General features: G+C 46.3%; 23 protein-coding genes, 1 tRNA gene and 1 other RNA gene. 16 read left to right on the top strand and 9 right to left on the bottom strand.

From position 1 onward, the window contains the following. The first annotated feature begins 256 nt into the window (after positions 1–256). A complete protein-coding gene (locus NWF04_02960; protein ID MCW4005546.1) occupies positions 257–3,256 on the top strand; it encodes a S53 family peptidase in 3,000 nt (999 codons plus the stop codon). 83 nt (positions 3,257–3,339) lie between these two features. Continuing rightward, positions 3,340–3,546 (top strand): hypothetical protein, encoded by a 207-nt coding sequence (locus NWF04_02955; protein ID MCW4005545.1) that lies wholly within the window; start codon positions 3,340–3,342, stop codon positions 3,544–3,546. Positions 3,547–3,653: 107 nt separating this feature from the next. Here NWF04_02955 and NWF04_02950 read toward each other — a convergent pair whose 3' ends face one another. Continuing rightward, positions 3,654–4,019, bottom strand: coding sequence for a hypothetical protein (locus NWF04_02950; GenBank protein MCW4005544.1), 366 nt, complete (start codon positions 4,017–4,019; stop codon positions 3,654–3,656). Positions 4,020–4,171: 152 nt separating this feature from the next. On the opposite strand from NWF04_02950, the gene NWF04_02945 reads away from it, so the two are divergent. Beyond that, positions 4,172–5,935, top strand: a complete 1,764-nt coding sequence (locus NWF04_02945) for a Vps62-related protein (protein ID MCW4005543.1) — start codon at positions 4,172–4,174, stop codon at positions 5,933–5,935. Positions 5,936–6,013: 78 nt separating this feature from the next. Next, positions 6,014–6,460 carry a YbhB/YbcL family Raf kinase inhibitor-like protein gene (locus NWF04_02940; GenBank protein ID MCW4005542.1) on the top strand — a complete coding sequence of 149 codons (447 nt, stop codon included), beginning with the start codon at positions 6,014–6,016 and terminating at the stop codon, positions 6,458–6,460. Here the strand turns inward: NWF04_02940 and NWF04_02935 are convergent. Beyond that, on the bottom strand, positions 6,442–6,675 hold the full coding sequence (locus tag NWF04_02935) for a DUF1922 domain-containing protein (GenBank protein MCW4005541.1): 234 nt from the start codon (positions 6,673–6,675) through the stop codon (positions 6,442–6,444). The two genes, NWF04_02940 and NWF04_02935, sit on opposite strands and share 19 nt — an antisense overlap. A gap of 69 nt (positions 6,676–6,744) precedes the next feature. On the opposite strand from NWF04_02935, the gene NWF04_02930 reads away from it, so the two are divergent. Next, positions 6,745–7,098 carry a hypothetical protein gene (locus NWF04_02930; protein ID MCW4005540.1) on the top strand — a complete coding sequence of 118 codons (354 nt, stop codon included), beginning with the start codon at positions 6,745–6,747 and terminating at the stop codon, positions 7,096–7,098. Positions 7,099–7,103: 5 nt separating this feature from the next. Here the strand turns inward: NWF04_02930 and NWF04_02925 are convergent, their stop codons facing one another. Then, a complete protein-coding gene (locus NWF04_02925) occupies positions 7,104–7,691 on the bottom strand; it encodes an adenylate kinase family protein (GenBank protein ID MCW4005539.1) in 588 nt (195 codons plus the stop codon). Positions 7,692–8,011: 320 nt separating this feature from the next. Between NWF04_02925 and NWF04_02920 the strand changes: the two genes are divergently transcribed. The 3 genes from NWF04_02920 to NWF04_02910 all read left to right on the top strand — a co-directional run bounded on the left by NWF04_02920 (position 8,012) and on the right by NWF04_02910 (position 9,999). Continuing rightward, entirely contained in the window at positions 8,012–8,545 is a 534-nt protein-coding gene (locus NWF04_02920) for an N-acetyltransferase (GenBank protein MCW4005538.1), read from the top strand. 65 nt (positions 8,546–8,610) lie between these two features. Beyond that, positions 8,611–8,904: RNase P RNA component (gene rnpB, locus NWF04_02915), an RNA gene on the top strand. 108 nt (positions 8,905–9,012) lie between these two features. Next, a complete protein-coding gene (locus NWF04_02910) occupies positions 9,013–9,999 on the top strand; it encodes a hypothetical protein (GenBank protein MCW4005537.1) in 987 nt (328 codons plus the stop codon). Between the two features lie 184 nt (positions 10,000–10,183). Here the strand turns inward: NWF04_02910 and NWF04_02905 are convergent, their stop codons facing one another. Beyond that, a complete protein-coding gene (locus NWF04_02905; GenBank protein ID MCW4005536.1) occupies positions 10,184–11,182 on the bottom strand; it encodes an NAD(P)-dependent oxidoreductase in 999 nt (332 codons plus the stop codon). 330 nt (positions 11,183–11,512) lie between these two features. Between NWF04_02905 and NWF04_02900 the strand changes: the two genes are divergently transcribed. After that, positions 11,513–12,409, top strand: coding sequence for a restriction endonuclease (locus tag NWF04_02900; protein ID MCW4005535.1), 897 nt, complete (start codon positions 11,513–11,515; stop codon positions 12,407–12,409). 50 nt (positions 12,410–12,459) lie between these two features. Next, complete coding sequence (locus NWF04_02895; GenBank protein MCW4005534.1) at positions 12,460–13,035, top strand: hypothetical protein; 576 nt, start codon at positions 12,460–12,462, stop codon at positions 13,033–13,035. Positions 13,036–13,223: 188 nt separating this feature from the next. Here NWF04_02895 and NWF04_02890 read toward each other — a convergent pair whose 3' ends face one another. Genes NWF04_02890 through NWF04_02880 form a run of 3 tightly spaced genes read right to left on the bottom strand, consistent with a single transcriptional unit; the run spans position 13,224 to position 15,787 of the window. Next, complete coding sequence (locus NWF04_02890) at positions 13,224–13,718, bottom strand: response regulator (protein ID MCW4005533.1); 495 nt, start codon at positions 13,716–13,718, stop codon at positions 13,224–13,226. A gap of 6 nt (positions 13,719–13,724) precedes the next feature. Further along, the gene (locus NWF04_02885; protein ID MCW4005532.1) at positions 13,725–15,455 is read right to left on the bottom strand and encodes an ATP-binding protein; all 1,731 of its coding nucleotides are present in this window, start codon (positions 15,453–15,455) and stop codon (positions 13,725–13,727) included. Then, entirely contained in the window at positions 15,452–15,787 is a 336-nt protein-coding gene (locus NWF04_02880; GenBank protein MCW4005531.1) for a hypothetical protein, read from the bottom strand. The genes NWF04_02885 and NWF04_02880 overlap by 4 nt, the downstream gene beginning before the upstream one ends. Before the next feature lie 201 nt (positions 15,788–15,988). On the opposite strand from NWF04_02880, the gene pstS reads away from it, so the two are divergent. The 3 genes from pstS to NWF04_02865 all read left to right on the top strand — a co-directional run bounded on the left by pstS (position 15,989) and on the right by NWF04_02865 (position 18,429). Next, complete coding sequence (pstS, locus tag NWF04_02875; GenBank protein ID MCW4005530.1) at positions 15,989–17,089, top strand: phosphate ABC transporter substrate-binding protein PstS; 1,101 nt, start codon at positions 15,989–15,991, stop codon at positions 17,087–17,089. Positions 17,090–17,148: 59 nt separating this feature from the next. Further along, the gene (locus NWF04_02870) at positions 17,149–17,526 is read left to right on the top strand and encodes a hypothetical protein (protein MCW4005529.1); all 378 of its coding nucleotides are present in this window, start codon (positions 17,149–17,151) and stop codon (positions 17,524–17,526) included. A gap of 99 nt (positions 17,527–17,625) precedes the next feature. Continuing rightward, positions 17,626–18,429: a hypothetical protein gene (locus NWF04_02865; GenBank protein MCW4005528.1), complete on the top strand. Its 804-nt coding sequence runs from the start codon at positions 17,626–17,628 to the stop codon at positions 18,427–18,429. A gap of 51 nt (positions 18,430–18,480) precedes the next feature. Here the strand turns inward: NWF04_02865 and NWF04_02860 are convergent, their stop codons facing one another. Next, a complete protein-coding gene (locus NWF04_02860; protein ID MCW4005527.1) occupies positions 18,481–18,690 on the bottom strand; it encodes a hypothetical protein in 210 nt (69 codons plus the stop codon). 192 nt (positions 18,691–18,882) lie between these two features. Here NWF04_02860 and NWF04_02855 point away from each other — a divergent pair, with 192 nt between their 5' ends. From NWF04_02855 to NWF04_02845, 3 genes are all read left to right on the top strand, one after another. After that, positions 18,883–20,691: a right-handed parallel beta-helix repeat-containing protein gene (locus tag NWF04_02855; GenBank protein ID MCW4005526.1), complete on the top strand. Its 1,809-nt coding sequence runs from the start codon at positions 18,883–18,885 to the stop codon at positions 20,689–20,691. Positions 20,692–20,750: 59 nt separating this feature from the next. Continuing rightward, complete coding sequence (locus NWF04_02850) at positions 20,751–21,107, top strand: hypothetical protein (GenBank protein MCW4005525.1); 357 nt, start codon at positions 20,751–20,753, stop codon at positions 21,105–21,107. Between the two features lie 146 nt (positions 21,108–21,253). Further along, positions 21,254–22,288, top strand: coding sequence for a DUF3795 domain-containing protein (locus NWF04_02845; GenBank protein ID MCW4005524.1), 1,035 nt, complete (start codon positions 21,254–21,256; stop codon positions 22,286–22,288). Positions 22,289–22,300: 12 nt separating this feature from the next. Here the strand turns inward: NWF04_02845 and NWF04_02840 are convergent. Continuing rightward, a tRNA-Leu gene (locus tag NWF04_02840) sits at positions 22,301–22,388 on the bottom strand. Positions 22,389–22,480 lie beyond the last annotated feature (92 nt).

The following is a 22,480-nucleotide window of genomic DNA, read 5'->3' as shown; positions in this document are numbered from 1 at the left end:
TTTTTTTCTAAAAAATCGAGTAAATCAGGTTGGGCTGAATGGACTTTGGCTGTAAAGTGCTGATGCACAAAAGCTGACGGTTTTCTTTCTCTCTTCTGTTTTGGTTGCCAAAGTCCCAGCAAACCAGCCACTACGAGGCTTTGGGTAAATCTGGGTTTTGCCAGAAGTATTTGTGTATCTCAAGTTTTTTCTAAGCTTGCGGGTGAGAGAACGTTTTAAAGGTTTTGTGCAATTGTTTAAACGAGGAAACAGATACGTGCAGAAATGTCGCGTCTTAGCCTTTGCCTTGGTTTTGTCGTTTTCGGTTACAATTCTAAGCGAGGTATATGTAACCCAAGCACATGCCACGTTAACAGAAAAAAACGGGAAGGCATCGCCACTTTTTGAAGTCTTTCCCTTAGCAGACCCTTACGCCGTAACGGGGTACTCTCCTGATCAAGTTCGCCGCGCGTATAATTTGCCGTCGTCAGGTGGGGCGGGGTCTACGATTGCGGTTGTTGTAGCGTATAGGGCACCTGATATTGCTTCGGATTTGTCAGTTTTTAGTGAGCGATTTGGTTTGCCTGAGGCTGACCTTGAAGTGTATAGCATGGCGCCAAAAATTTCGTTTGATGAAGGGTGGTCGTTGGAGACAGCGTTAGATGTCCAGTGGGCTCACGCTATTGCGCCTCAAGCGAAAATACTGCTGGTTCAAGCGGAATCTGAAACTCTTAATGATCTTCTATCGGCGGTGGATTATGCACGAAATCGACCTGATGTGGTTTCTGTTTCGATGAGTTGGGGCTCGGACGAGTTTGTTTCGCAGACTCGAAGCAACAGGCATTTTACTAGTGCGTATGGCGCGGTTTTTTATGCGGCTTCAGGGGATAACGGTTCGGGTTGTATGTGGCCTGCGAGTTCGGCAAATGTGGTTTCTGTTGGTGGGACAACGCTTAGTTTAGATGCTTACGGCACGGTGCTCTCGGAGACGGCTTGGAGTAAAAGCGGCGGAGGCATAAGCGCCTACGAACCTCAACCAGATTATCAAGCACAATACGGCATCCAAAGCAGCAAACGAACCACCCCCGACGTATCCTACAATGCTGACCCATCCACGGGTTTTGCGGTGTACCATGATTCACGTTGGTATATAGTGGGCGGTACAAGCGCAGGTGCTCCACAATGGGCAGCAATCAACGCGTTAAGCCATTCTGCATCAAACGATAACTTGTACCTAAACGCGCAATCCCAAAACTACACCTACTACTTCCGTGATATACTAGCAGGTTCAAACGGCTACGACGCCACCACAGGCTACGACTACGTAACAGGACTAGGCAGCCCCTTAACCAGCAACTACGGACGATCCCTGCTCACATCCATAACCTTGCTACCTGCAGGGCAGTCCACACCGCTTTCGGAAAGCAACCAGTTCACAGTAACCTACACATCAGGGGGCAACGTGCAGACAACATACATTCAAGACAGCACGTTAACGCTGCACACGGACTCAAACACAAACCTTGAAGTAGCCGCCGCCAGCACAAACTCCAACAGCCAAGAAAAATGGGTCCTAACCGCAAGCAACAGCCCCACCCAAATAGCATCAGGCACCAACCAAACCATCTACTACTACAACCTGCTCGCCCAAACAACAAGCTACACCATCACAGGCACCAATCCAACCCAAAACCCAACAATAACCTATTACACCGCACCCGCTCAAGCATCCACACAGGGTACCGTGCAAACCACGCAGGTAACGCTTTCACAAATAACGCCCCAAACGTTTTGGGCTCTGCGTCAAACAACCGCCACCGCAACCAACCCGCTGCAAGCCACACAGACCACCAGATGGGCAACCCAGACCAGCCAATGGCGCATAACCCAGCCCAACCAGCTTCCAGACGCTATAGCGTACACGGAGCAGTATTCACTTGAAATTGTCGGGGCACAGGAAAATGTTCAATGGTATGATAGAGGGTCAACGGTGCAGGTTCAGCTTTTGAGCGTATCTGATAGGGCATCTGGGGTGGGTCAGAGGGTAACAGGTTATCGCGTGGACAGTGGAGCGGAAACGTCTGTGCAGACAGCTCAAGCCGTAGTATTTCCCGTTGTCATGGATGCACCTCATCAGATTCAAGTCAGCGCTGTTGAACAATACGAACTTAGCATACCAGACGATTTTGTGGAATCCATCATAAACCCACCTGTAGCAGGCGACAGTGGATGGTATGACCTTGGAACGCGTGTTACCGTCAGTTTTGCATATTCAAAACCGGCTTTAACTGCTCAGTCACGAATCAACATCGCCGCCTACGCCATAAACCAAGACAGCCCAACGGCTTTGACGCGGCAAGGAAAAGGCGTTTTTACGGTTCAAATAACCATGAATGAGCCCCAAACAATCACGCTAAATACTGTTACGCAATACCGCCTTGAAGTCGTGGGCGGCAACAACATCACCACGGTTCCAGCGTCCCCAACAGGAGATGATTTTTTTGATGCAGGCACCCAAACAGCGGTATCCACGGATTATCTTTGGGGCGAAGGCAGCACCCGCCAAAACCTAATCGGGTACACGCTCAACGGCGTTGCACACGAAGTAGCCCAAGAAGGCAGCGGCACTTATACCACGCCCGCCATAACCATCGACAGCAGCCAAAAGTTAAACTTTGATTCAGTTACACAGTATCTGGTTGGGTTCAAGTTCACTGACCAAAACGGCGACACGCCTATAACGCCTCAAAAGGTGCAAATTGAAACCGCCAACGACGGGGTGGTGCCTGTTTTGGGGCAGGGTTTTTGGCTGGATAGCGGGACACAGTTCCGTTTCCATAGCATTGTTTGGGGAGATGTTGATGTGAAGCCTGATTTGTTAGAATTGTATGTTGTTGATGCACCTGTAACGGAGGAGGTTGCGTGTCAAGTTAGCAGTGCCCAGTTAAATGTAAAGGATTACCTGAACCTTCCCGTGACAGATGCCAAAGCAACTATTGAATTCGCGAATGCTACGGTTGTAACTGCCGCTACAGGAAGCGATGGCTCCATAGATTTGGGTTTGATTCCGCTTGGGACATTTAACGCTACCATAACGTATTTTGGCGTCTCAACAACTGTGAGCAGCGCTGCGCAGCCAACGACAGTGACAATCTTTATCAGTACAGCTACAGTCATTTTGGTAGTAACATGCATCATAGCCGCCTCTGTAGGGGCGGTTGCTGTTTTGTTTAAAAGACGCAAACGTGCAAAAGCCGCTACTTCCTATACCCTCTGAAATTGAAACTGAGACTTGAACGGGGAAGCAAATTTAAAAGAGTACGTCATTAAGTGAGGTACACTTCAGTAAAGGTGAAGTCAATGGTCAATGAAGGAAAGGCACGCCTATTCAAGAACAGCCAAGGCAGATACCTAATCTATCTCCCAGTAGACCTAGCCGAAGACAGCATGTTCCCACTAAAAGTGAACAGCTCCATGTACGTACGAGTAGGCTTCAAAATGGGAGAAAAAACCCTAACAATATCCAAATGGGAAAAAGACGAAGACGACGAAGACCAAACCACATAACCGCCCCCATTTTTACAAGAACCCACGGCGGAGAACAAACCAGCTTTTTTACACACCAAAACAGAAACGTAGGGGCACCGTAGGCACGGGTGCAAAACGAGTTTGGGTTAGGTGTTGACTGCGCCGATTTTGGTTTTGAATTCTGTGACGATGCGTTCGGTGGTTTTCTTCATTTCTTCTTGGTATTTGCGGAATTGGTCGGGGACGTCGTTTTTGGCGGGGAGTTCTTTGGTGTAGGGCCATTTGACTGCGATGTCGGTACCTGCTTGTTTTTCTTCGAAGAGAAATTCTATTTCAAGGGATTTTCCAACCCAGCTGGGGCTGTATTCGACAAGTAAGTAACGGGGCGGCACATACTTTTTTATGGCGACGTTTTTCAAGCCGATTTCAGATAGTGCCTTTTGTACCCGCAGGGACGTTTCTTCAATGTCTGCGTTAACGTGGTATGTTTCTTCTAAGGTTTTGAGCCGCATCTTTGGTGGCCTCGCGTTACTAAGTGTTTGATTGTTTTTCTCATAAATCTTGCTCTAAAATAGATAGAATTTCGAACACACTATTTAACCCCTAGTGGTATTACGAAATATTAAATAGCTAATCTGGAGAGTAAAAGTGGGAGCGAAAAAAGATGCCCACTCAAAACGTGCCTGTCCCAGGGTCATTGAAGAGTCGTCGTTATTTGGTTTTGTTTACCGTTTTCTTGTGTGTTTGTTTGTTAGCTTCTCCAGCGTTCATGTCTCCTGTTTGTGGTCAGACTGATACGCAGTTAGCAGAACAGTACGCACCTGTTCTTCATTTCACTCAAGGCGAAACGTTCTACCCCACAAACGTAGACTACATCATTGAAAGCTGCACACTCAAACAAAGGCACATCGGTGGAACCCCAACCCTTGTTGACGCTTCACCTACAGCCGCAAGTCTAGGCAGTTACTCAAGCATCGATTTGTTCTTAGACAACAAACTAGGCGACGCCAAGAGCATAGCCGAAGATTACGAAAACCAAGCTTCCAGCATGGGTTACCACGCATACGCCCGAGTTACTCAAAGAGGCACCTCAACGATTATTCAGTACTGGCTCTTCTACGTCTACAACAATGGACCCCTCAATAACCATCAAGGTGACATCGAAGTAATTCAGGTCTTTTTAGACAGTGCAGGAAACCCACAGACCGTTCTGCTCTCCCAACACGGCGCAGGACAAAACGCTGCATGGAACGACGTAGAAAAAGTTGATACGCACCCCGTAGTTTACGTAGCTCAAGGTTCACACGCCAACTACTTCAGAGCATATCAAGGCAAAATGGGCATCGAAAACGACGTTGTGGGCAGCGACGGAAAAACTGTTATGCCGGAAGAACTGAATTTGGTGATGCTGGGCGAAGTGAATAATCACCCACAGAGCCAAAGCTGGCTTGAGTTTAAGGGACGCTGGGGTTACTGGGGCACGGAGCAAGAAGTCGCATTGGGTCAAGCAGGTCCCCACGGACCAGTCTTCAACCAGGATGGAATCCGATGGTCATATCCAGACCTGTACCTAAGCACCACTTTCACCGTCGAAGGCAACTATTTCACCCTCGCCTGGCTCGTAGCCAATTTCCTCATGCTATTTCTCATCTACATCGTCGTGCGAGCCGCATGGAAAAGCGTTTGCATATACAGGATTCAACGAAAGGGCGGCTTAATGGTGAAAAAGTTCCTTAAAGGACACGGTGGCATCGGGTTAATGCTGGGTATCGTAGCTATTTTGCTGACGGTTGCTGCGTTGTTTTTGCCATGGTACACCATAACGGCTTCTTCGCAGGCGGGGCCTTTGGCTCAGGAAGGCGGAGTTACGTTGATGACTATGGACGGCGTTAATGGGCTTAATGTGAACATGTTTGTGGGCGCGGCAAGTTCGGATTCAACTTCGGGCTACACCAGCTTGTTTGCTACTCAGATGCCTTTTGCTATCGCATTGGGTGCGGGAGTCATACTGTTAGCGCTTGACGTGCTGGGGGTTAGAAGCGGCAAAAGCTTGGGGCTAAAACTCATGACAGGCGCCGTAACCCTACTGCTCCCCATAATAATCATCCTGATCTTCATCTCGCAACTACCCGCGTTCTTGCCGTTTGCATCAGGACTACTACCTACCCAAGACATACCCGTCCAAGTAACCACCATGATACAAACCATAGCCTCCAACCCCATCCAAGGAACAACCAGCACAGCATTCCCCATCGTTGGAACCACCACCGTAAACTGGGGCGTAGGCGCTGGAATCTACCTGTTCATAGCCGCAGCCATACTACGAGTAGCAGGGGGCTTCTTGATGTTTAAAGCACCCAAACTCGCCCCACCAAAAACAGGCAACACCCAGCCACAGCCAGAAACCACCCAAACCCCACAACCCTAAACCACATGGCAAAAGGCGGCGGTTAGATAGGTTTTTGAGGTTGCATTGGGTTAGCAGGGTTGTGTTAGGTGATTTTGAATGGCGAGTTTGACGGTTAAAAGTTCGGCTTTTGAACATAACAAGAGTATACCAAGCAAGTACACGTGTGATGGCGAAGACATCAGTCCGCCTTTGACTGTTGAGGGCATACCAAAAGACGCCAAAAGCTTGGCGTTAATAGTGGATGACCCTGATGCTCCGATGGGAACCTTTGACCACTGGCTGATGTGGAATATACCGCCCACGGGTACGATTGCGGAGAACGCGGTTGCAGGCGCGCAGGGGCTTAACAGTGACAAGCAAGCATCATATATGGGTCCATGCCCGCCCTCTGGAACCCACCGTTACTTCTTCAAAGTCTACGCACTCGACACTCAGCTAAACCTCGATGCAAAAGTAACCACGAAAGCCGATTTGGAAAAAGCAATGCAAGGACACATCCTAGCTCAGGGCGAGTTGATGGGGCTCTACAGCCGCTCCAAATAATCCTTTTTTTGTGGTTTCTTTTTTGTTTGCCGTTGGCTTTTGAGTATGCGCAGCATGTTTGAGGCTTCGAAAACGTTTTGTGCAGCTGCTACGCGTTTGGCTTTATGCAGGCTGATTCGTTTGGTGCAGTACGGGCAGGTGCGGGTTTTCTTGTCGGATGCTGCCATAAGTAAGCCGCCGCAGTTTGGGCATTCAACTATAAGCGTCGAGGGCATGTTTAGTCACTTTTTTAGCGAAAGCCTTTTCCACATACAGTTAGATAATGTTATTGGGGAACGTGCATAGTGACAAGTATAGCTGAGAAGCCGCGTTTGATGGAGCTTTCGTTGCGGTACTTCAAAAAAGAGGGATTCCAAGTGAAGAGCGAAGCAGTTGCCATAGACGGTTACAGCGGAATTACCCGACAGTTTGACCTTATCGTGCAAAAAGGACCCGGCGAACAAGCCGTTTGGATACGAGACTGGAACCGCACTATAGGCGTCAACGTCATCATCAACCTCGACACCGCCTCCGCCGACATCGGATTATCAAACCCAATCATGATAGGCGAAAAATTCAGCGACCACGCAAAATCCTACTCCAACCGACGCAAAATCACACTCATCACCATATACAAAATAACCCGCAGCCTACAATAACCCCGCTAAAAGCGCAAATACTCATCCACAACGCCTTCTTTTTCTAAAACCGCAATCCAATCAATCATGCCCACAACACAGGGGGCTTTGCCTGCAAGCACATCGTGGACGGCTTTGAGGCTTTGCTCTACGTTTTTGCCAGTGAGGTCAAGTTCGCAGATTTTTTCTTTGGATTGATGCGCTAGGGCTTCAACGAGGCAGGCGTCAAGGATTTCGGCGGTGAGGTTTTCTTGGATTTTTTGGGTGCTAAAGCCTTTTTGCTGCATTTGGGCGTGGAGTTCTTTGGGGTGGCGCCTAAGCACCAGCACTTGGGTCACCGCGTCTGGGGGCGTTACTGCGGCGGCGTAGTGCCCATCAACGATGAAATCGGCGTTTGGGGTTTGCTGGAGCAGCTGGGCGAGTTTTTGGCGCACCTTGTCTTCGTCGATGATTTGGGTGTCACGGTCGGGGTCTTTGCCCACAAGCAACCGCTCAGATTTCGCCAGCTCCGTCAAATTAACATATCGAGCAGACAAATCCTCTGCAAGCTGCTTAGACAACGTAGTTTTCCCAACTGCAGGAGTTCCCGTAACCACTATGACACGCCTATTCATAACCGCCTAAAAGCCAACGCAATAGTTAACACTTACTATCAACCAAACACGCACAGGACAACGGATTTTGAACCCACAAACCCAACCTGAGAAACAGCAAAAATATAGACCCCCTCCCCCCTTTTCTGCATAGAATTAAAACTTGGATGCTATTAGGCGGCTAATAGGTTGGTGAAAGTGGCGGGTTTTGTTAGGTTCTGTTTTGTTTTGTCTGCAGAAGGTTGCGAGTATTTTTTGTTGTTTGATTGCTCGTCGGCGTGAGGCTGCTGGGTTCTTATAAAGACTGTAAAGTATAGGTACTGCAAGGAAGGTTTGATGCATTGCAGATACGAGAAGCAAGAGAGGTTGATCTTGAGGATGTTTTGTTTGTTGAGCGTGAAGCGTTTGGGTACGATAAGGAAGCAAACCTGACCCGTGACATGCTCTTTGACCCCACCGCAAAGCCGCTGCTATCGCTCCTCGCGTACATCGACAACCAACCCGCAGGACACATCCTATTCACCAAAGGAGCCCTGCCCAACGAGCCCCACGTAAAAATCTCGCTTCTAGCACCCCTTGCCGTCGTTCCCAAATTCCAAAACCAAAAAGTCGGCAAAAACCTCATCAAACACGGCTTAGCATACCTCAAAAAATCAGGCGTTGAGCTGGTTTTTGTGTTAGGTCACCCTGCGTATTATCCTAAAGCGGGGTTTACGCCCGCGGCAAAGTTTGGTTTGCAGGCACCGTTCCCGATTCCCAAGGAGGTTGCGGATGCTTGGATGGTGCAGGAGCTTCGCCCGAACGTTTTGGGCAGCGTCAAAGGCACAATAGTTTGCTGTGAAGCCCTAAACAAGCCCCAACACTGGCGAGAATAACCGCGTTTCAAAGCCTTTTCTGTGGGTATATTTATTTGCCTGCACCCGTTTTTGTGGTTGGGCTGGTGAGTTGGTGTGTGGCTTTCGGACCTTTGGAGGTCTGAGGAAACTCCGCTCACACGTAGAATTGCACCCCAAACGGGGAAGCCGAGAGGCTTGGCAACAGAGCAGAAACGAACGTCCCCCCAGACACGTCAATGACACGTCCAGACGTAGAGTCCGCTGGGAAGGCACGGTGAAACGGCTGACCTGCAAGTGGAAAGGGCAAACAAGCGCCGATGAAGCATCTACCAGAAGGCGCAGGTAGCCCGATAAGCCAAATGCCACAAAAAACAAAAAGCGGGTTACAACCAACACACCAGCCTATTTCACTAACACACCTAGTTTTGCATCATTATTTCCGTTTTCCATGTTCTTAGAAAAGAAAAAACAAGGTTCTATAAACAAGATCGATTATAATTCGCGGTATGGACTACACAAATTATCCATTTCTCAAAAAGTTCATTGGAGACTTTGAGAAAGACCACCCACTAGTTAAAAGGTTTGAACTGGTCCCAACCTATAAAGGTCACATAGAAAGGTTATTACAAGAAAGTGAAGGATTACAAAATATCCAGCATAAAATTAATAGAATAAAGAATAAAAGGGACAATAATTGGGAAAGCTACATTGTCGAATTAGAGTTTGCTAGAAAAATAAAAAGTTTAAAACCAGAATTTATTAGGGAAGAAAATGGCAAAGCGGGCAAAGCCACGCCTGACTTAAAAACATGTCTGCTGGGAAAAAATGTGTATTTTGAAGTCGGATTGATTAAAACCCCCGTGGATATAGGTCGTCTTATGGGCGAAATTGGACGAATTAAATCCGATTTAAGGGTTCAAATTACTTTTGACGATAGTCTTGAGCTTAACGAATATCAGGAAGATAAATTACTTGAGGAAATCAAAGCTAAGATAGGCGCGGGGATAACTGGATGCTTTCCAGCAGCAGGCTATGAAATCAAAATATATAAGAATCGTCTTGATGGCACAACAGAATCCACACCTTTATCTTTTTGCCAACTAAAAAGTAACGTTGTCTCTGAGCAGATAAGGAGGAAAATTCGCAGTGTTTTTGATAAGAAAAACAAACAGTTCAAGGCATATTCTCCAGTTTTTTGTGTTATTGATTGTGAAAAGTGGGAATATGATATAACTGATTACAAAAGAGCTTTGTATGGAAATTCAATTGCTGCTAGAAAAACGATATTTGAATTATATACAGATTCAGGGTTAGAGAATTTATCAATAAATCCCGACAAAACAGGGATTTTTTATGAGAATGAAGCCAAATATCTAAGCGGTGTAATAATCATGTATTGTGGAAATACGTATTTGCTACCCAATCCAAATACAGAATATCCGCTTGACCATAACTCCATGAAACACTTGCTTCATGCATTACAGCTTAACTAACCCTTTATTTGGACTAAAGATTCATTTTTAGGGATAGCTCCGCTTCCATTTAACAGACGCAAAGTATCTTCCATCCATGCGCCCAGTAATTTTCCAGTTCACATTTTGATAAATTATGGTTCGCTTCTATGCCCAGTAGTAATGCGAAAACGCCACGCCCACCTAACCGCCAGCAGGTCAGGCTTTAACCGTTTTGGGGGTGGTAGGGGGACATTTGTGTGAGTTTTTTTAGGATGAATCGTCGGAGCAGTGTTATGGGTAGTTTGAAGGGTCGGGCGGATTTTTGTAGTTGTTGCAGGTACTGGGTTAGGGTGTGGTTTTGGAAGTTGAATTCTTGTTGGGCTTTTTTGGTGTCGTACCAGTCTAGGTGGTAGGTGTTGATGTTTGGGGTGAAGTATTTTGTGTCGGGTAGGGGTAAGGAGAATGCGCCAAAGAAGGATGAGAGGAATTGTTTGCCGTGGAGTTGCCAGCCGTTTTTTTCTCCGCCGCCAAGGATGTAGGCTTGGTTTTTGGGTGTGGCTTTCGTTTTTAGTTTTTCGGCGCCAGTGACTAATGCGGTGGCGACGTCTTGGGCGGTTATCATTTCAAGTCGCATATCTGGGTGCATATCAAAAATCTCTTCCAGCAAAGGGAAGACGTCTCTAAAGGACCACGGCGAGAAAGTTGGAAGCACCCCAGCAAGTCTGAAAACAAGATAGTTATCCGCGCTGCGTTTTAGGAGTTCTTCACATTTGATTTTCGATTCTTCATAATTCCCCGTAACAACTAGGGGGTCATTTCGGTTGACCAGCCTGTTTTGATGCTGGGTAGGTCCCATGACGCTTGCCGAGGAAGTAAAAACAAGCGGCATACCCGGGTTAGCTGTTTGGATTGCTTTTAGCAGGTTTTCGGTGCCACCGTAATTAACCGCCATTGTGAGGTCACGGTTCTTTTTTGATAACGGAGGAATTATCGCCGCAAGATGAATCACCGCATCAGACTGAGCAACCGCAGCTTTAACCGACCCAAAATCTCTGATATCACCAAAAACCACACCAGCTATTCTGTCTTTGTACTGCCTAGCCGCCTTCCGAGTCTTCTTATTATCCACCTCAAAAACCACCAATTCATGACCCCGACTACACGCCTCACCTATCACTGCCTTACCAATATTCCCAAAAGCACCCGTAACCAACAACCTCAAACCCAAACCACCACCCAACAGTCTTACATTCATGCCTAAAGCTTAATCGCCAACCAATGCAAACCATCAGACACTCTAAACGGTAACATAGCACCCTCACCATTTAATCATTATCTCCAAATCGAAACTTTGAATCAACAATAACAACAAGAAATATTGCTAAAGATAAAACCAGGTCATAACCAACACACCGCCAAAATGATGAGGCATCAAATAGAGCTCCATAATTTGATAAGAGTCAATTATTAAATGACATGTGACACCAAGATAACTTAAGTCTTTTAAATTTTAAATATTGATGCCATATAATTTAGCTACAGGTAATCTTTCATGAAATCCGGTGCACACGAAATGAGCCTAACAATATCTCTTAAAGACCCCCGAGCAAAAGAAATAGTAGAAAACATCACACTTACACGAAGAGATGAAGTTATTGAAAAATATATTATCCTCGGAGAAATGGTTGCATCCCATGCATCAATAAGCACAAGCAAAGAAACAGTTGAAGAATTTTTCTCACCGCTACGTCAGGATATTGAGACAATAAGGGAGCAAATAAGACTTATAATTCCAACGCTCTCAACTCCAACAAAGAAAGGGAAAATGACGGTGGAAACCGTTTATGCAAGTCTAAAAGAGCATTTTATGGATGATTCTTTTGAAGATGTTTCAAGAATTGGAAAATACTCAGATATTTTAGCAACAACTCCGGTATCAAAGACGCCTATTTTAATAGAACTAAAAGACTACAGTGGCACTGTCCCTTCAAGTGAGGTGGAAAAGTTTTGGCGAGACATCGAAAGAAGAGGAACTCATTATGGAATATTTATCTCATTACGAACTGGGATATCAAAGTGTTCCAGTTGCATTACGGTTAAAACTGAAATGAACAAAACGGCAATTTTCGTTAACAACAGTGAACTTAACTGGTCTGGACACATATTCGCATTCTATGTCATCAAAAAAATTGTTGAAATCGAGTCTTTAAAGAAAAAAGAACTGAAGGGTGAAGAAATTAACAAGGTAATTGCAAGAGCAAATAAACATGTACAAGAACTTCAAAAGCTTGTTAATTCGATTCAAGAGATTGGAACGATTGCAGATAGGCTTAAAACAACCTGTAAAAACAACCTTGACGAGTTAATCAACTTATCAAACTCACTTAAACGTACTATGAATGAACGTATATGTGATATATTGACTGAGTTAGAAAAGGTGGATGTTTAATGGAGAACTTGTGTCCTTTCTTTAAGACAACCTGTCATGGTAACCAGTGTGTGATGTGGAAAGAAGAACAATGCATGATTGTTAATTTCCTTGAATGTCTTCAAGAAATGCCTTCAAAGGAAAATCAGGATGCTTTTTCAGAAGAAATTGTCCAAGCTCCGTCCTCAGTGTTAGGTAGAATAGAGACTAAAGTACCTAGCTGGTTGAAGACTGCGACCCCTGAATCAATAGCAAAAGAGATTTTAGAATTTAAAGATGAGCAATCCCCAAAAAATGATGGGATAAGCTTTCATTTGTTGTCCAATCTTTTTTGGAGTAAAAAAGGCGTTGAAAAATTCTTTCTTCCACCTGAGATTGAATTGAAAATACGGCAAGCAGATATTGAAGCTAGACTGCAGTTACAAAAAGAAGATGATGAAAAGAAAAAAGCAATGCTATTACAGGAAAAAGAAGAGTTACCGTCGCTTGTATGTCAATGTGTAGATTGGGCTAGGGTTAATAGTCTAAAAAGGCTAACCCTTTCAGACATTGATACCTTCATTTTAGAAAAAGACATTGACATTTTGAAGGAAACAAAGAGAGCGTTATACTCAATGACCAATGTAAAGCTAAAGTCTGGAAAATAAAAAGACAATCAGTTAAGTTTCACAAAATACAATCAAAATCTTGCTGTAGCGGTTGTTGCGCCTCAGGTTTGCTTGTTGTTTTCAGTCATGGTTCGTGGATGCGCTTTGGGCGTTATCCGCGTCTTTACGTGCAATTTTCATCATAGGCGACTGTGATAAGAAGGAGTTGCTTGATAAAACGTGTGGGGTTATTTGTTGGGTTGGTTGGGGTTGTTGGGGTTTTGGTTTTGTTGTTTGTTTTGTTCGTGTTCTTTGACGCGGGTTTGTATGTATTCGATGACTTTTTGTTCGCTGTATTTGCGGTTTTCTTCGCGTTTTTTGATGTATTTGGTTATGGTTTCGAGGAGTTTTTCCATGTCGACGGGTTTTTGGATGTATCCGTCGGCGCCGTTGTTTACTGAGTCTATGGCGCTTTGTAGGGAGGGGTAGCCTGTTACGATGAGTTTTATCATGGGTGGGGTGGTTGGTTTGAATTGGTCGAGCAGGTCGGTTCCTGCGGTGTCGGGTAGTTTGAAGTCGATTAGGGCTATGTCGTAGGGTTTGTTTTGGGTTTTTTGTAGGGCTTCTTTGCCTGTTTCGGCGGTTTCTACGATGTAGCCTTCCATGTCTAGGACGGCGGCTATGGATGAACGTATGCTTTCGTCGTCATCGACTACAAGTATGGAGTAGGTTTTTTCGCTCAACTCTTCTCATCTCCCCTCAAGCTTTGATACAGCAGGCAAGTAAATATTAAAACTTGTTCCTTCGCCTAGGGCACTTTTGACCATAATTCTGCCTCCGTGCGCATCTACGATTCGTTTACAAATGGAAAGCCCAAAACCCATGCCTTTCGCTTTGGTGGTGAACAGGGGCTGGAAAAGCTTTCGTTGGGTTTCCTCTGACATACCCGCGCCCGTATCCGAGAAAATAAACAGCGCCTCCTCCCCCACAGATTCGCAGCTAACCGTAAGCGTACCCCCCTTAGGCATAGCATCACACGCATTAGTTACCATGTTAGCAAAAACCCGCTTAATCTTATCCACATCCACCAAAACAACGGGGCTATCCAAGGTCTTATCCACAACGTGGATGTTTTGGGGCACGCTAACCAAGCTGCAGGTTTCCACAAGCAAACACTTAGGCGTCACAGGCTGCAAATCCAGCTTAATCTGCCTTGAATAATCCAGCAAATCACGCACAATCTTATCCGAATACTTCACGTTATTCTCGATTAACCGTATCATCTCTTTTTCCTTCTCGGTGGTTAGGGGGTTGGCTTTTCGTTTTAGGAAAAACGCGGCGTTGGCGATGCCTTGCAGGGGATTGCGTAGGTCGTGGGCGACCATGGAGGAGAGTTCGCCTATGGCGGAGAAACGTTCGGCTTTTTGGAGTTTGTGGGTGTTGTCTTCGATTTCGCTTAGCATGTTGTTTATGGATTTTGTTAGGGTGGTGATTTCGTCGTTGCCTGTTGTGGGGAGGCGTTCGGAGAGGTTTTGGCGGTGGCTTAGTTTGCTGACGGCTTCGTTTAGTTTGCTTAGTTTGGAGAGCATGAAAAATTCAAGCATTAAAACAACGGCTACGCTAAACACGACACAGCTTGCAAGAACCAGCATATCCACGTAGTTGACGGTTATGATGCCTTGGACGTATACGTTTCTTGGGATGGTGACGCCTAAGACGAATGCGGGCTGCGTGTTCAAGTCATTTACGACACTGTATCCTATGATGTAGTTGGTGTCTATGGCTTGGGAGAATGTGGTGGGGGAAAGGGAACTTCGAGTTTGCTCAACAGCCGAACCTTGCCAGGCATCATACAACTCTAGCGTCACGGGCAAACGTACACTGCGAGACAAAGCCGCAACCGTAGCCGAATCAAAATACCTAACCAAAACCAGCTCCCCCTGCATTGAACCATCATCAACACCAACAGCCAAAAGAGGACTAGAAGCAATAATAGCGGGCTTGTTGGAGAGCAATAAAAAGCCAGTTATGCCGCTGTCAAGTTCTTGCAGGTTCCAGATTTTCTCGTTTTCTTCAATTTCGGTTATCAGGTTATCGGGGATGGACTCTTTTTGGTATGTTGTTAGGTTAAAGCCTATGCCTGAGTCAAATTTGCCTTGAACGTCGTAGATTAGGATGTAGTTTGCGCCTAAGTCAACTAGTGATTCGACTTCTTGGCTGGATAAAGGTAATGTGCTGTTGTGTTTTTTTACAAACGATGCTATGTCGTTTTTGTTGACCCAACTGTAGGCGCTGCTTTGGAACTGGGTTAACTCGTTATTCAACGCGATTTGAACTTGCCCAATGGAGTTGCCCACTTCGGTTTGTTCAAGCTGCAGGGAATTGCTTAAAATGATGTTTTCAGAAATTGAATGCAAAATTACGATGAGACAAATTGTTGTCCCCGCAAAGAGCAAAAGCGTTTTTGTCCGAAGCTTCATGCGTTGTCATCACTTTGTTGCATAGAATATGCCTTAGCAGCCTGTTTTACCTGTTGACTGAACGGTTCATCTGTCAACGTGGGCATGGAATGGGGCTGGATTTTTGTGTATAGCCGTTTGAGAATAATGGTTTGGACGTATTTTGCTCCTGGACCAAGGAGTTCTTCGAGGGCAAAGGCGAAGTATTGGGGTTTTTGTGGGGTTTCTTGGGGTTTTAAGTTGAAGGTGTGTTGTAGATGGTGTGTTATGGTTTTTTTTACGGATTCGCCTAGGATTGTTAGTACTTCGTCGATGGATTCGCAGAGGAGGGCGTCGAAGGTTTTTTTGCTCATTGGGCGTTCTCCATTCAACCAACCTTAATCTTTTATATTAACACTTGTGTTTTACTACGCGTACTCACTCACAAAACCATACACCCAAACTAATAAGCCCAACCTATAGAAAGTATGGATTTTCTAAGGACTACTTATATACCAATGATTAAGACACAACGTTCACAACGCATAATAAAAACAAAACCAGAGGACAAAAAGATGAAAACAGCGCCTAAAATCCTCATCGCAGTAGCACTAATAGCCATAACCCTAGCCGCAGCCCTAAGCTACATCCACTCATCACAACCACCCCAAACAGTCGCCCTCTCAGGCACAGGAGCAACCTTCCCCAAACCCCTCCTCACAGAAATGATAAACAACTATCGCCTCGTAAAAACCAACATACAAATCACCTACTCAGGTAGCGGAAGCAGCAGCGGCATAAATGCGCTTCAAGAAAAAAGCGTGGACTTTGTCTGTTCCGACGTACCCTTAAGCACCACAGACCGAACCCAAGCACCAAACGCGCTCCATATCCCCGAAACAATCGGCGCAGTTGCAGTCGCATACAACCTCCCAGACATACCCACCGGGCTTAATTTGACAGGGGAAACCTTAGCAGACATTTTTGCTGGAACCATAACGAGGTGGGATGACCCTGCAATTCAGGATATAAACGTGGGGGTTTTGTTGCCTTCAGAGGAGATAACGGTTGTGCACAGGTCGGATGGTTCGGGAACTACGTTTATTTTTACGAGCTATTTAAGTGAGGTTAGCGTTGCGTGGAATGCTTCGATCGGTGCATATAAGACGGTTTCGTGGCCAGTTGGGCTTGGTGCTGAGGGAAACCCTGGTTTGGCGGGTGTGGTTCAAGGTAACCCGTACAGTATTGGTTATGTGGAGCTGGCTTATACGATCCAGAATGATATGTCGGTGGCGGCTGTTAGGAATCCTTCGGGGAATTTTGTGGTTCCTTCTCTTGAATCCACGCAGATTGCAGCTCAGTCAGGGGCTTTTGAGGGGCTTCCCGCAGGCGATGAAGACTGGACTGAAGTGAACCTGCTAAATACACCTGATCCCCAAGCTTACCCCATAGTGAGCTTTAGCTACATGATGGTTTACAGCGAACTTAACGTGATTCCCGACATCACCCAAAACGAGGCAGCGGAACTGGTTGAGTTTTTGTGGTGGGTTGTGCATGAGGGGCAAGATTGTGCGCCTGAACTGGAGTATGCACCGATTCCCGCCAACGTAGTTCAACTAAACGAAGCCACACTTAGGTCAATAACTTTTGATGGACACACGCTTCTAACAAAATAGCTTGCAGTCAACACGCTAGGTTTTTGTACTGGGCAACCAACAAGCATAAGGGGAAAAGTATGCAAGGCAACACGGAAGCACGCATAAGACAGGACCTTATTGATTCTATAGATAATGTAGAAGAACAATACAAAGTTTTAACTCAGTATCTTTCGGGAGCAACCTATGACTCCCTTCAGATTAAAGTGCATCTTCAGGCGTTCAAGGGGAGCCTAAACAAAACCAGCGCGTACCTACTTACACTCTACAACCTCAGAGGGCAACCCATCACCATCCCATGGGATTCACTTCTAACAAACATCGACCACGCCATAACCACCGTAGACCTTTCGCCTGAACCCAAAATCAAAGCAGCCATAGAGTTAGCATTCAATTTTTCAGAACCAAAAATTGACCAAGTCATGTCCTACCTGCGCAACGTCAAAAACTGCCTATAACAGATCTGACAAATTGGCTAGAACCACAAGGTTTGCAAGGGAAAAACGGCATTTGGGAAAAACCATAAAAACGAATCGCACGCATTAAGCGTGATCTGTATGAATTTGAAACTGACCTTGGCGTTTTCTCTAGTTGCTATTTTATGTCTTGGCATGGCAATTCAAACGTATGCTCAAACGCGTGTTCCTGGCGTATCAAACGGGGACGAAATGGTTTACGATGTTAAAGCATACTGGACTTCACAAAACAGCAGCGCAACTGTTCCCCCTGAACTGCAGCAAATGAACAGCACCGGCAATTTTACGGTCAAGGTGACGATTGTTTCTGCGCCTAACGTCACAACGACTCAGCTTTGGAATTTCGTTAACAATACTCAGCAGCCATACCTTGTCACATGGGACATAGAAACAGGAGAAAGCTACTACTACGTTCAATCTCCCTTTGAAGGCATAGTCGGCGCTGACCTAACCGCAGGCGACCTACTGCATCCACTGGGCAACGACACAATCACGATAAACCAGACAATAACCCGCAGCTACGCCGACGGAGAAAGAGAAATAAACATTGTCGAATTAACAGCGCCCATTGTTGACTCCGAAAGCAATGACGCAAATACAATCGGCACGAGGCGGACAGCGTTCTATTTGGACAAAGTAACTGGAGTACTCGTGGAGGCACAGGATGAAGTAGAATACTTTGACAACGAAGAAACTGGCTCAGTTATTTGGATGATAAAAGAAACAAACCTCTGGGCGGTTTCAAACGACAATGGCAACACCTCTGGGGACGATAATCTGTCATTACCGCTACACATCATAGCAGGCATAATAGCGGTAGTAATCGTAGTCGTAATTGCTATAGTTGTTTTAAGAGGTAGAAAAAAGCGTAAAGGGTTCCTCTGACCTCAACACCCATTCTTTCTTTTTTGCTATAAAGTAGCTTGTTTGTAGCGGTCAGCGAGTTATGTGGTTTTGCACGAATTCTTGGTCGGCTACGGCTTTTTGCATTAGGTCTTTGAGTGCACAGGTTAGGCTTCCAGCGTAGTAAGGCTTGACCACTTTTGCAGTGAAATCCGCTATCAAGCTGGCAGGCACGTTATGAAACGTCAAATCCACCAGCAAATCATCCTCCACTGAAACGGTGGTCAGAACCTTTTTCTTCATTGAAGTCACGCTCTGTTTCAAGCGGTTAGGCACTAATCAGCTAAAAAGCAAACGCTCCAACAACCCGCCGCAGCAGTAGAGAGAACAGTGAAAATGAACAAGAATCTTCTGAGGGCGTTCTTTTAGGGGAACGGCTTGTTCTTGGGGGAGAGCTAATAGGGACAGCTTTCTTTATGGTGTTGTGAAGCCCGTATGAAGCCAAGTGTTATGGTTTTAGCCGCCGTTGCCGCGTTGCTTGTGGCGCAGGCATTTGGTTCAGCTACGTTCTATGTGCAAGCGGCGTCCACGTTGATTGTGCCTGATGATTATCCGTCTATAAATGCGGCTGTAGAAAATGCGCATCAAGGCGACACCATACAAGTCAGGGCAGGCGTGTACTATGAGAACCTGTATGTGGATAAGGCTTTAGTTATTGCTGGAGAGGATACGCAAACAGTAGTTGTAGGTGAAGGCGGAGTAGAACGCGGCGGCAACTCTGTTTTCACTTTAGCCGCAAACGACATAACACTTACAGGATTCACCATCCAAAGCCAAAACTACACGCAATCAACAAATTATGCTACAGCAATCAAGGTAGCAGGCGATAACTGCACCATAACAGGCAACAGCATAGAAGGCATATACTACGGCGTATTTTGCTCAGTCCAACTCTTTACAACCATAACCGACAACAACATAACCACAGCCCTAAAAGACGGCGTACGCATATGCGGCGGCTCCCACAACACCATAACCAACAACAACATAACAAATAGTGCAAAGTCAGGCATAGCCATAGACGGATACTTGGACACCATTACAGGAAACAGTTTGGCAGGCAATCAAAGAGGCATCGGATTGGGCGCTTCGTACTCTGTGGTCTTTGGCAACAACATAACAAGCCACAGTGAGAGCGGAATCTACCTTGGAGCCTCAGATTGCATAATCGCAGCCAACGCTATAGCGGATAACATGTTGGGGGTTCATTTTACGTCGTATTTTGCAGCCCCAAACAACAACACGTTCTACCACAACAACTTTGAAAACAACACGTACCATGTGGACGTGACTTCGACGCATAACGTGCAGGTTTGGGATAACGGCGCAGAGGGCAACTACTGGAGCGGCTACGACGGCACAGGCAACGGCGGATACACCGTTTACGAGGGCAACATAGATTATCATCCTTTGAGCAAGCCGTTTAGCCTGAATCAAAACGCCGCCCCGCCAGCTTTACCGTTCACGGCAGAAACCACGGACGGAGCCAGTGCTCTGTGGCATTTTGACGAAGTCTCCCCCAACGGAGCTACGCCTGATGCTTTGGGGAATAACGCTGTGGTTTTGGAGTCGTCAGGAGGCGATGTTTTCACGCCAGTACTTGTCGAAGGCAAAAACGGCAACGCCCTACGCTTCAACGGAACCGACTACGCCTACGTCACCGCCTCACCCACGCTCAACATCCACGGCGAATTCACCATAGACGCATGGGTAAACGTTAAAGAATTCAAAAACGTCGCCTACAGCAACATCGTCGTCGAATGCCTGCGCACGCCTGAAAAGTTTCCGATGCGCATTTTTGGGTTTGCCTTCAATGGGGAACCGCCCATAGACAATAGTTCGCCGCCTTTGGGTGCGCTTAGAGGATTCATGCTAGATGAGGAGGGCGTGTTTAATGAAGTAGTTACAACGCAGCCTGTTATAGTGTTGGATGAGTGGTTTCATGTCGTGTTTGTTCGCAGCTTAACTTTGGGTATGCAGATTTACGTGGACGGAGTAGAGCAGGAGGTGCAGGTGTTATCGGGTGTTCAAAACCCAAGCGGGGAGGTAGCGCGTGGAACCGAATTCTACATTGGGCACGATTCAGTGAGCGTCGTAGACGAGGTTTCCCTAAGCAGCATCGCAGTTGTGCCCGAAAGCATTCAGGGTTTTTCGTTGATAGAGTTGGTTTTGGGGGCGGCAGTAATTGCGGGGTTGGTTTTGTGTGGCAGCTTGTGGGTTTTTCATAAGAGAGAAATGGTTTGAGCCGCGGGTTTTCTGTATGTTTTAAATAGCTGTAGCTTCTTGGTTTTGCCGTGGATATTATGGCTTATCTGCGTAAAGAAAAAGAAGCGGTAGAAGCTGACTACCCTTTAGATCAAGTGTGGACGGCAATGCACAAAGCAATCACAGCCCTCAAATGGAGCATAGAAGAAACCAACAAGACAGAGCACAGCCTCACAGTTAAAACAAAAAAATCGTTCATGTCCTACAGTTCCCTCCTACAAATCATCCTAGACCCAGTCTCCGAAAAAACAACCCAAATCACCGTAGCCGCAGAAACCCCCGTCACAACAATAACTGCTATAGCAGACTTTGGCAAAACCCACGAACGCATTGACCTTTTTCTAGCCGCCATCATAAGCCAACTAACCAACAAAACCAAACCAGAAAAACCCTAAGACCGCCCCGTGTGGAGTTAGCAAAACCAAAGTATTTGCTTGGGATTAGGCTGTATCTAAAGGTTTGTGCGGCTCTTATCGTGTGATGTAGCTGCCTTAGAAAGGTTTTTGTATCGCACTCATGTTTTGCCCTTGAGGGACAGTGCATGTCAAGTCTTGTTTCCAAATGCGGCATAGACTGCGGTTCATGTCCGTGGGGACCTTATCCGCGAGAAGGCATGTCAGCTGAAGAGTTTGAGGTGTACAAGAACAGGGCAAAAACCATCTTAGGGTACATGCCCATTAGGACGGCGTGTCCAACGTGCCAGACGCCTGACGAGCAGATTCCCAAGGGGTCAATGCTGCCAAACCGCAGATGCCTGATACGCCAATGCATAGATAAAACGGGAATTGCAAACTGCGCGTACTGTACACGGTTTCCCTGCGATACTTTGAAGGCGACTGCGGGTGCGTGGAACCGAAAAACCGTGGAGCAACGTCTGGGAGCAACGTTAGAGGAAGAGGATTACCGCGTTTTTGTTAAGCCCTTTGAGGGAATACAACGCTTGGAAGCTATTCGGGCAACATTGCAGCCCCAAGACATTGTGGAACCAGCCAAAGCACCAACCCCCAAAGTGAAAGTTACGGATTTCCCCGAGGAACTACCGTACTCCAGCGAAGAGGTTGAAGCGTTTAGGGCGCTTCACGACTTATTAGCGGGGTTAGCGCGTTCGTCGTTGGGTCTGCGAGATACCGACACGTTTGCTCAGCAAAACAAACTTGAAAACCTAAGAGCACACGTTTTCAGATTCCTTTGGATACTGGGTCACTACGGCACATTCGACGAAAACACAAACATGCTCATTGTCGACGCCCAAACGTACATAGAAAACCGCGGCAAAGAAAAAAACCTTGCCATGTGGTCTTTTGTTAACGAGACAATCTTCAAGATCCTATCCGAGTTGGGAGTTCACTGTGAACGCGCCGCGTCAAAGGGCACCAAACAAGCCGACCTCACCACAGGCATGGGCTACATGCGAAACAAAGGCTGGACCCTACAAATCACATTCTCCAAAGAACTCGGCGAAGCCCACACTCTCAAAGCACTCCAAACCTACACCCAACAACTCACCAAACAATACAACAAAAAAGCCTTCCAGCAATTCCAAACAGCCAACATGCAACCCCTTCTGAAAAACTGAAATGATTACATATGGTGCAGGGGGTGGGATTTGAACCCACGAACCTCTGCAGGATAGGCGCCTGAAGCCTACGCCTTTGGCCATGCTCGGCGACCCCTGCTTGGGGACTGCGTTTGTGTGCGGGCATGTTTTCCTGTTGAGGTGTTAATTGTTGTTTGCGATTCAGACAGATAACTGTTACTGAAGGCATGC

This window comes from Candidatus Bathyarchaeota archaeon (assembly GCA_026014465.1).
Classification (GTDB): domain Archaea; phylum Thermoproteota; class Bathyarchaeia; order Bathyarchaeales; family Bathycorpusculaceae; genus JADGNF01.
Note: the sequence above shows the minus strand (reverse complement) of the source record. Positions and strands in the feature narration are given on the sequence as shown.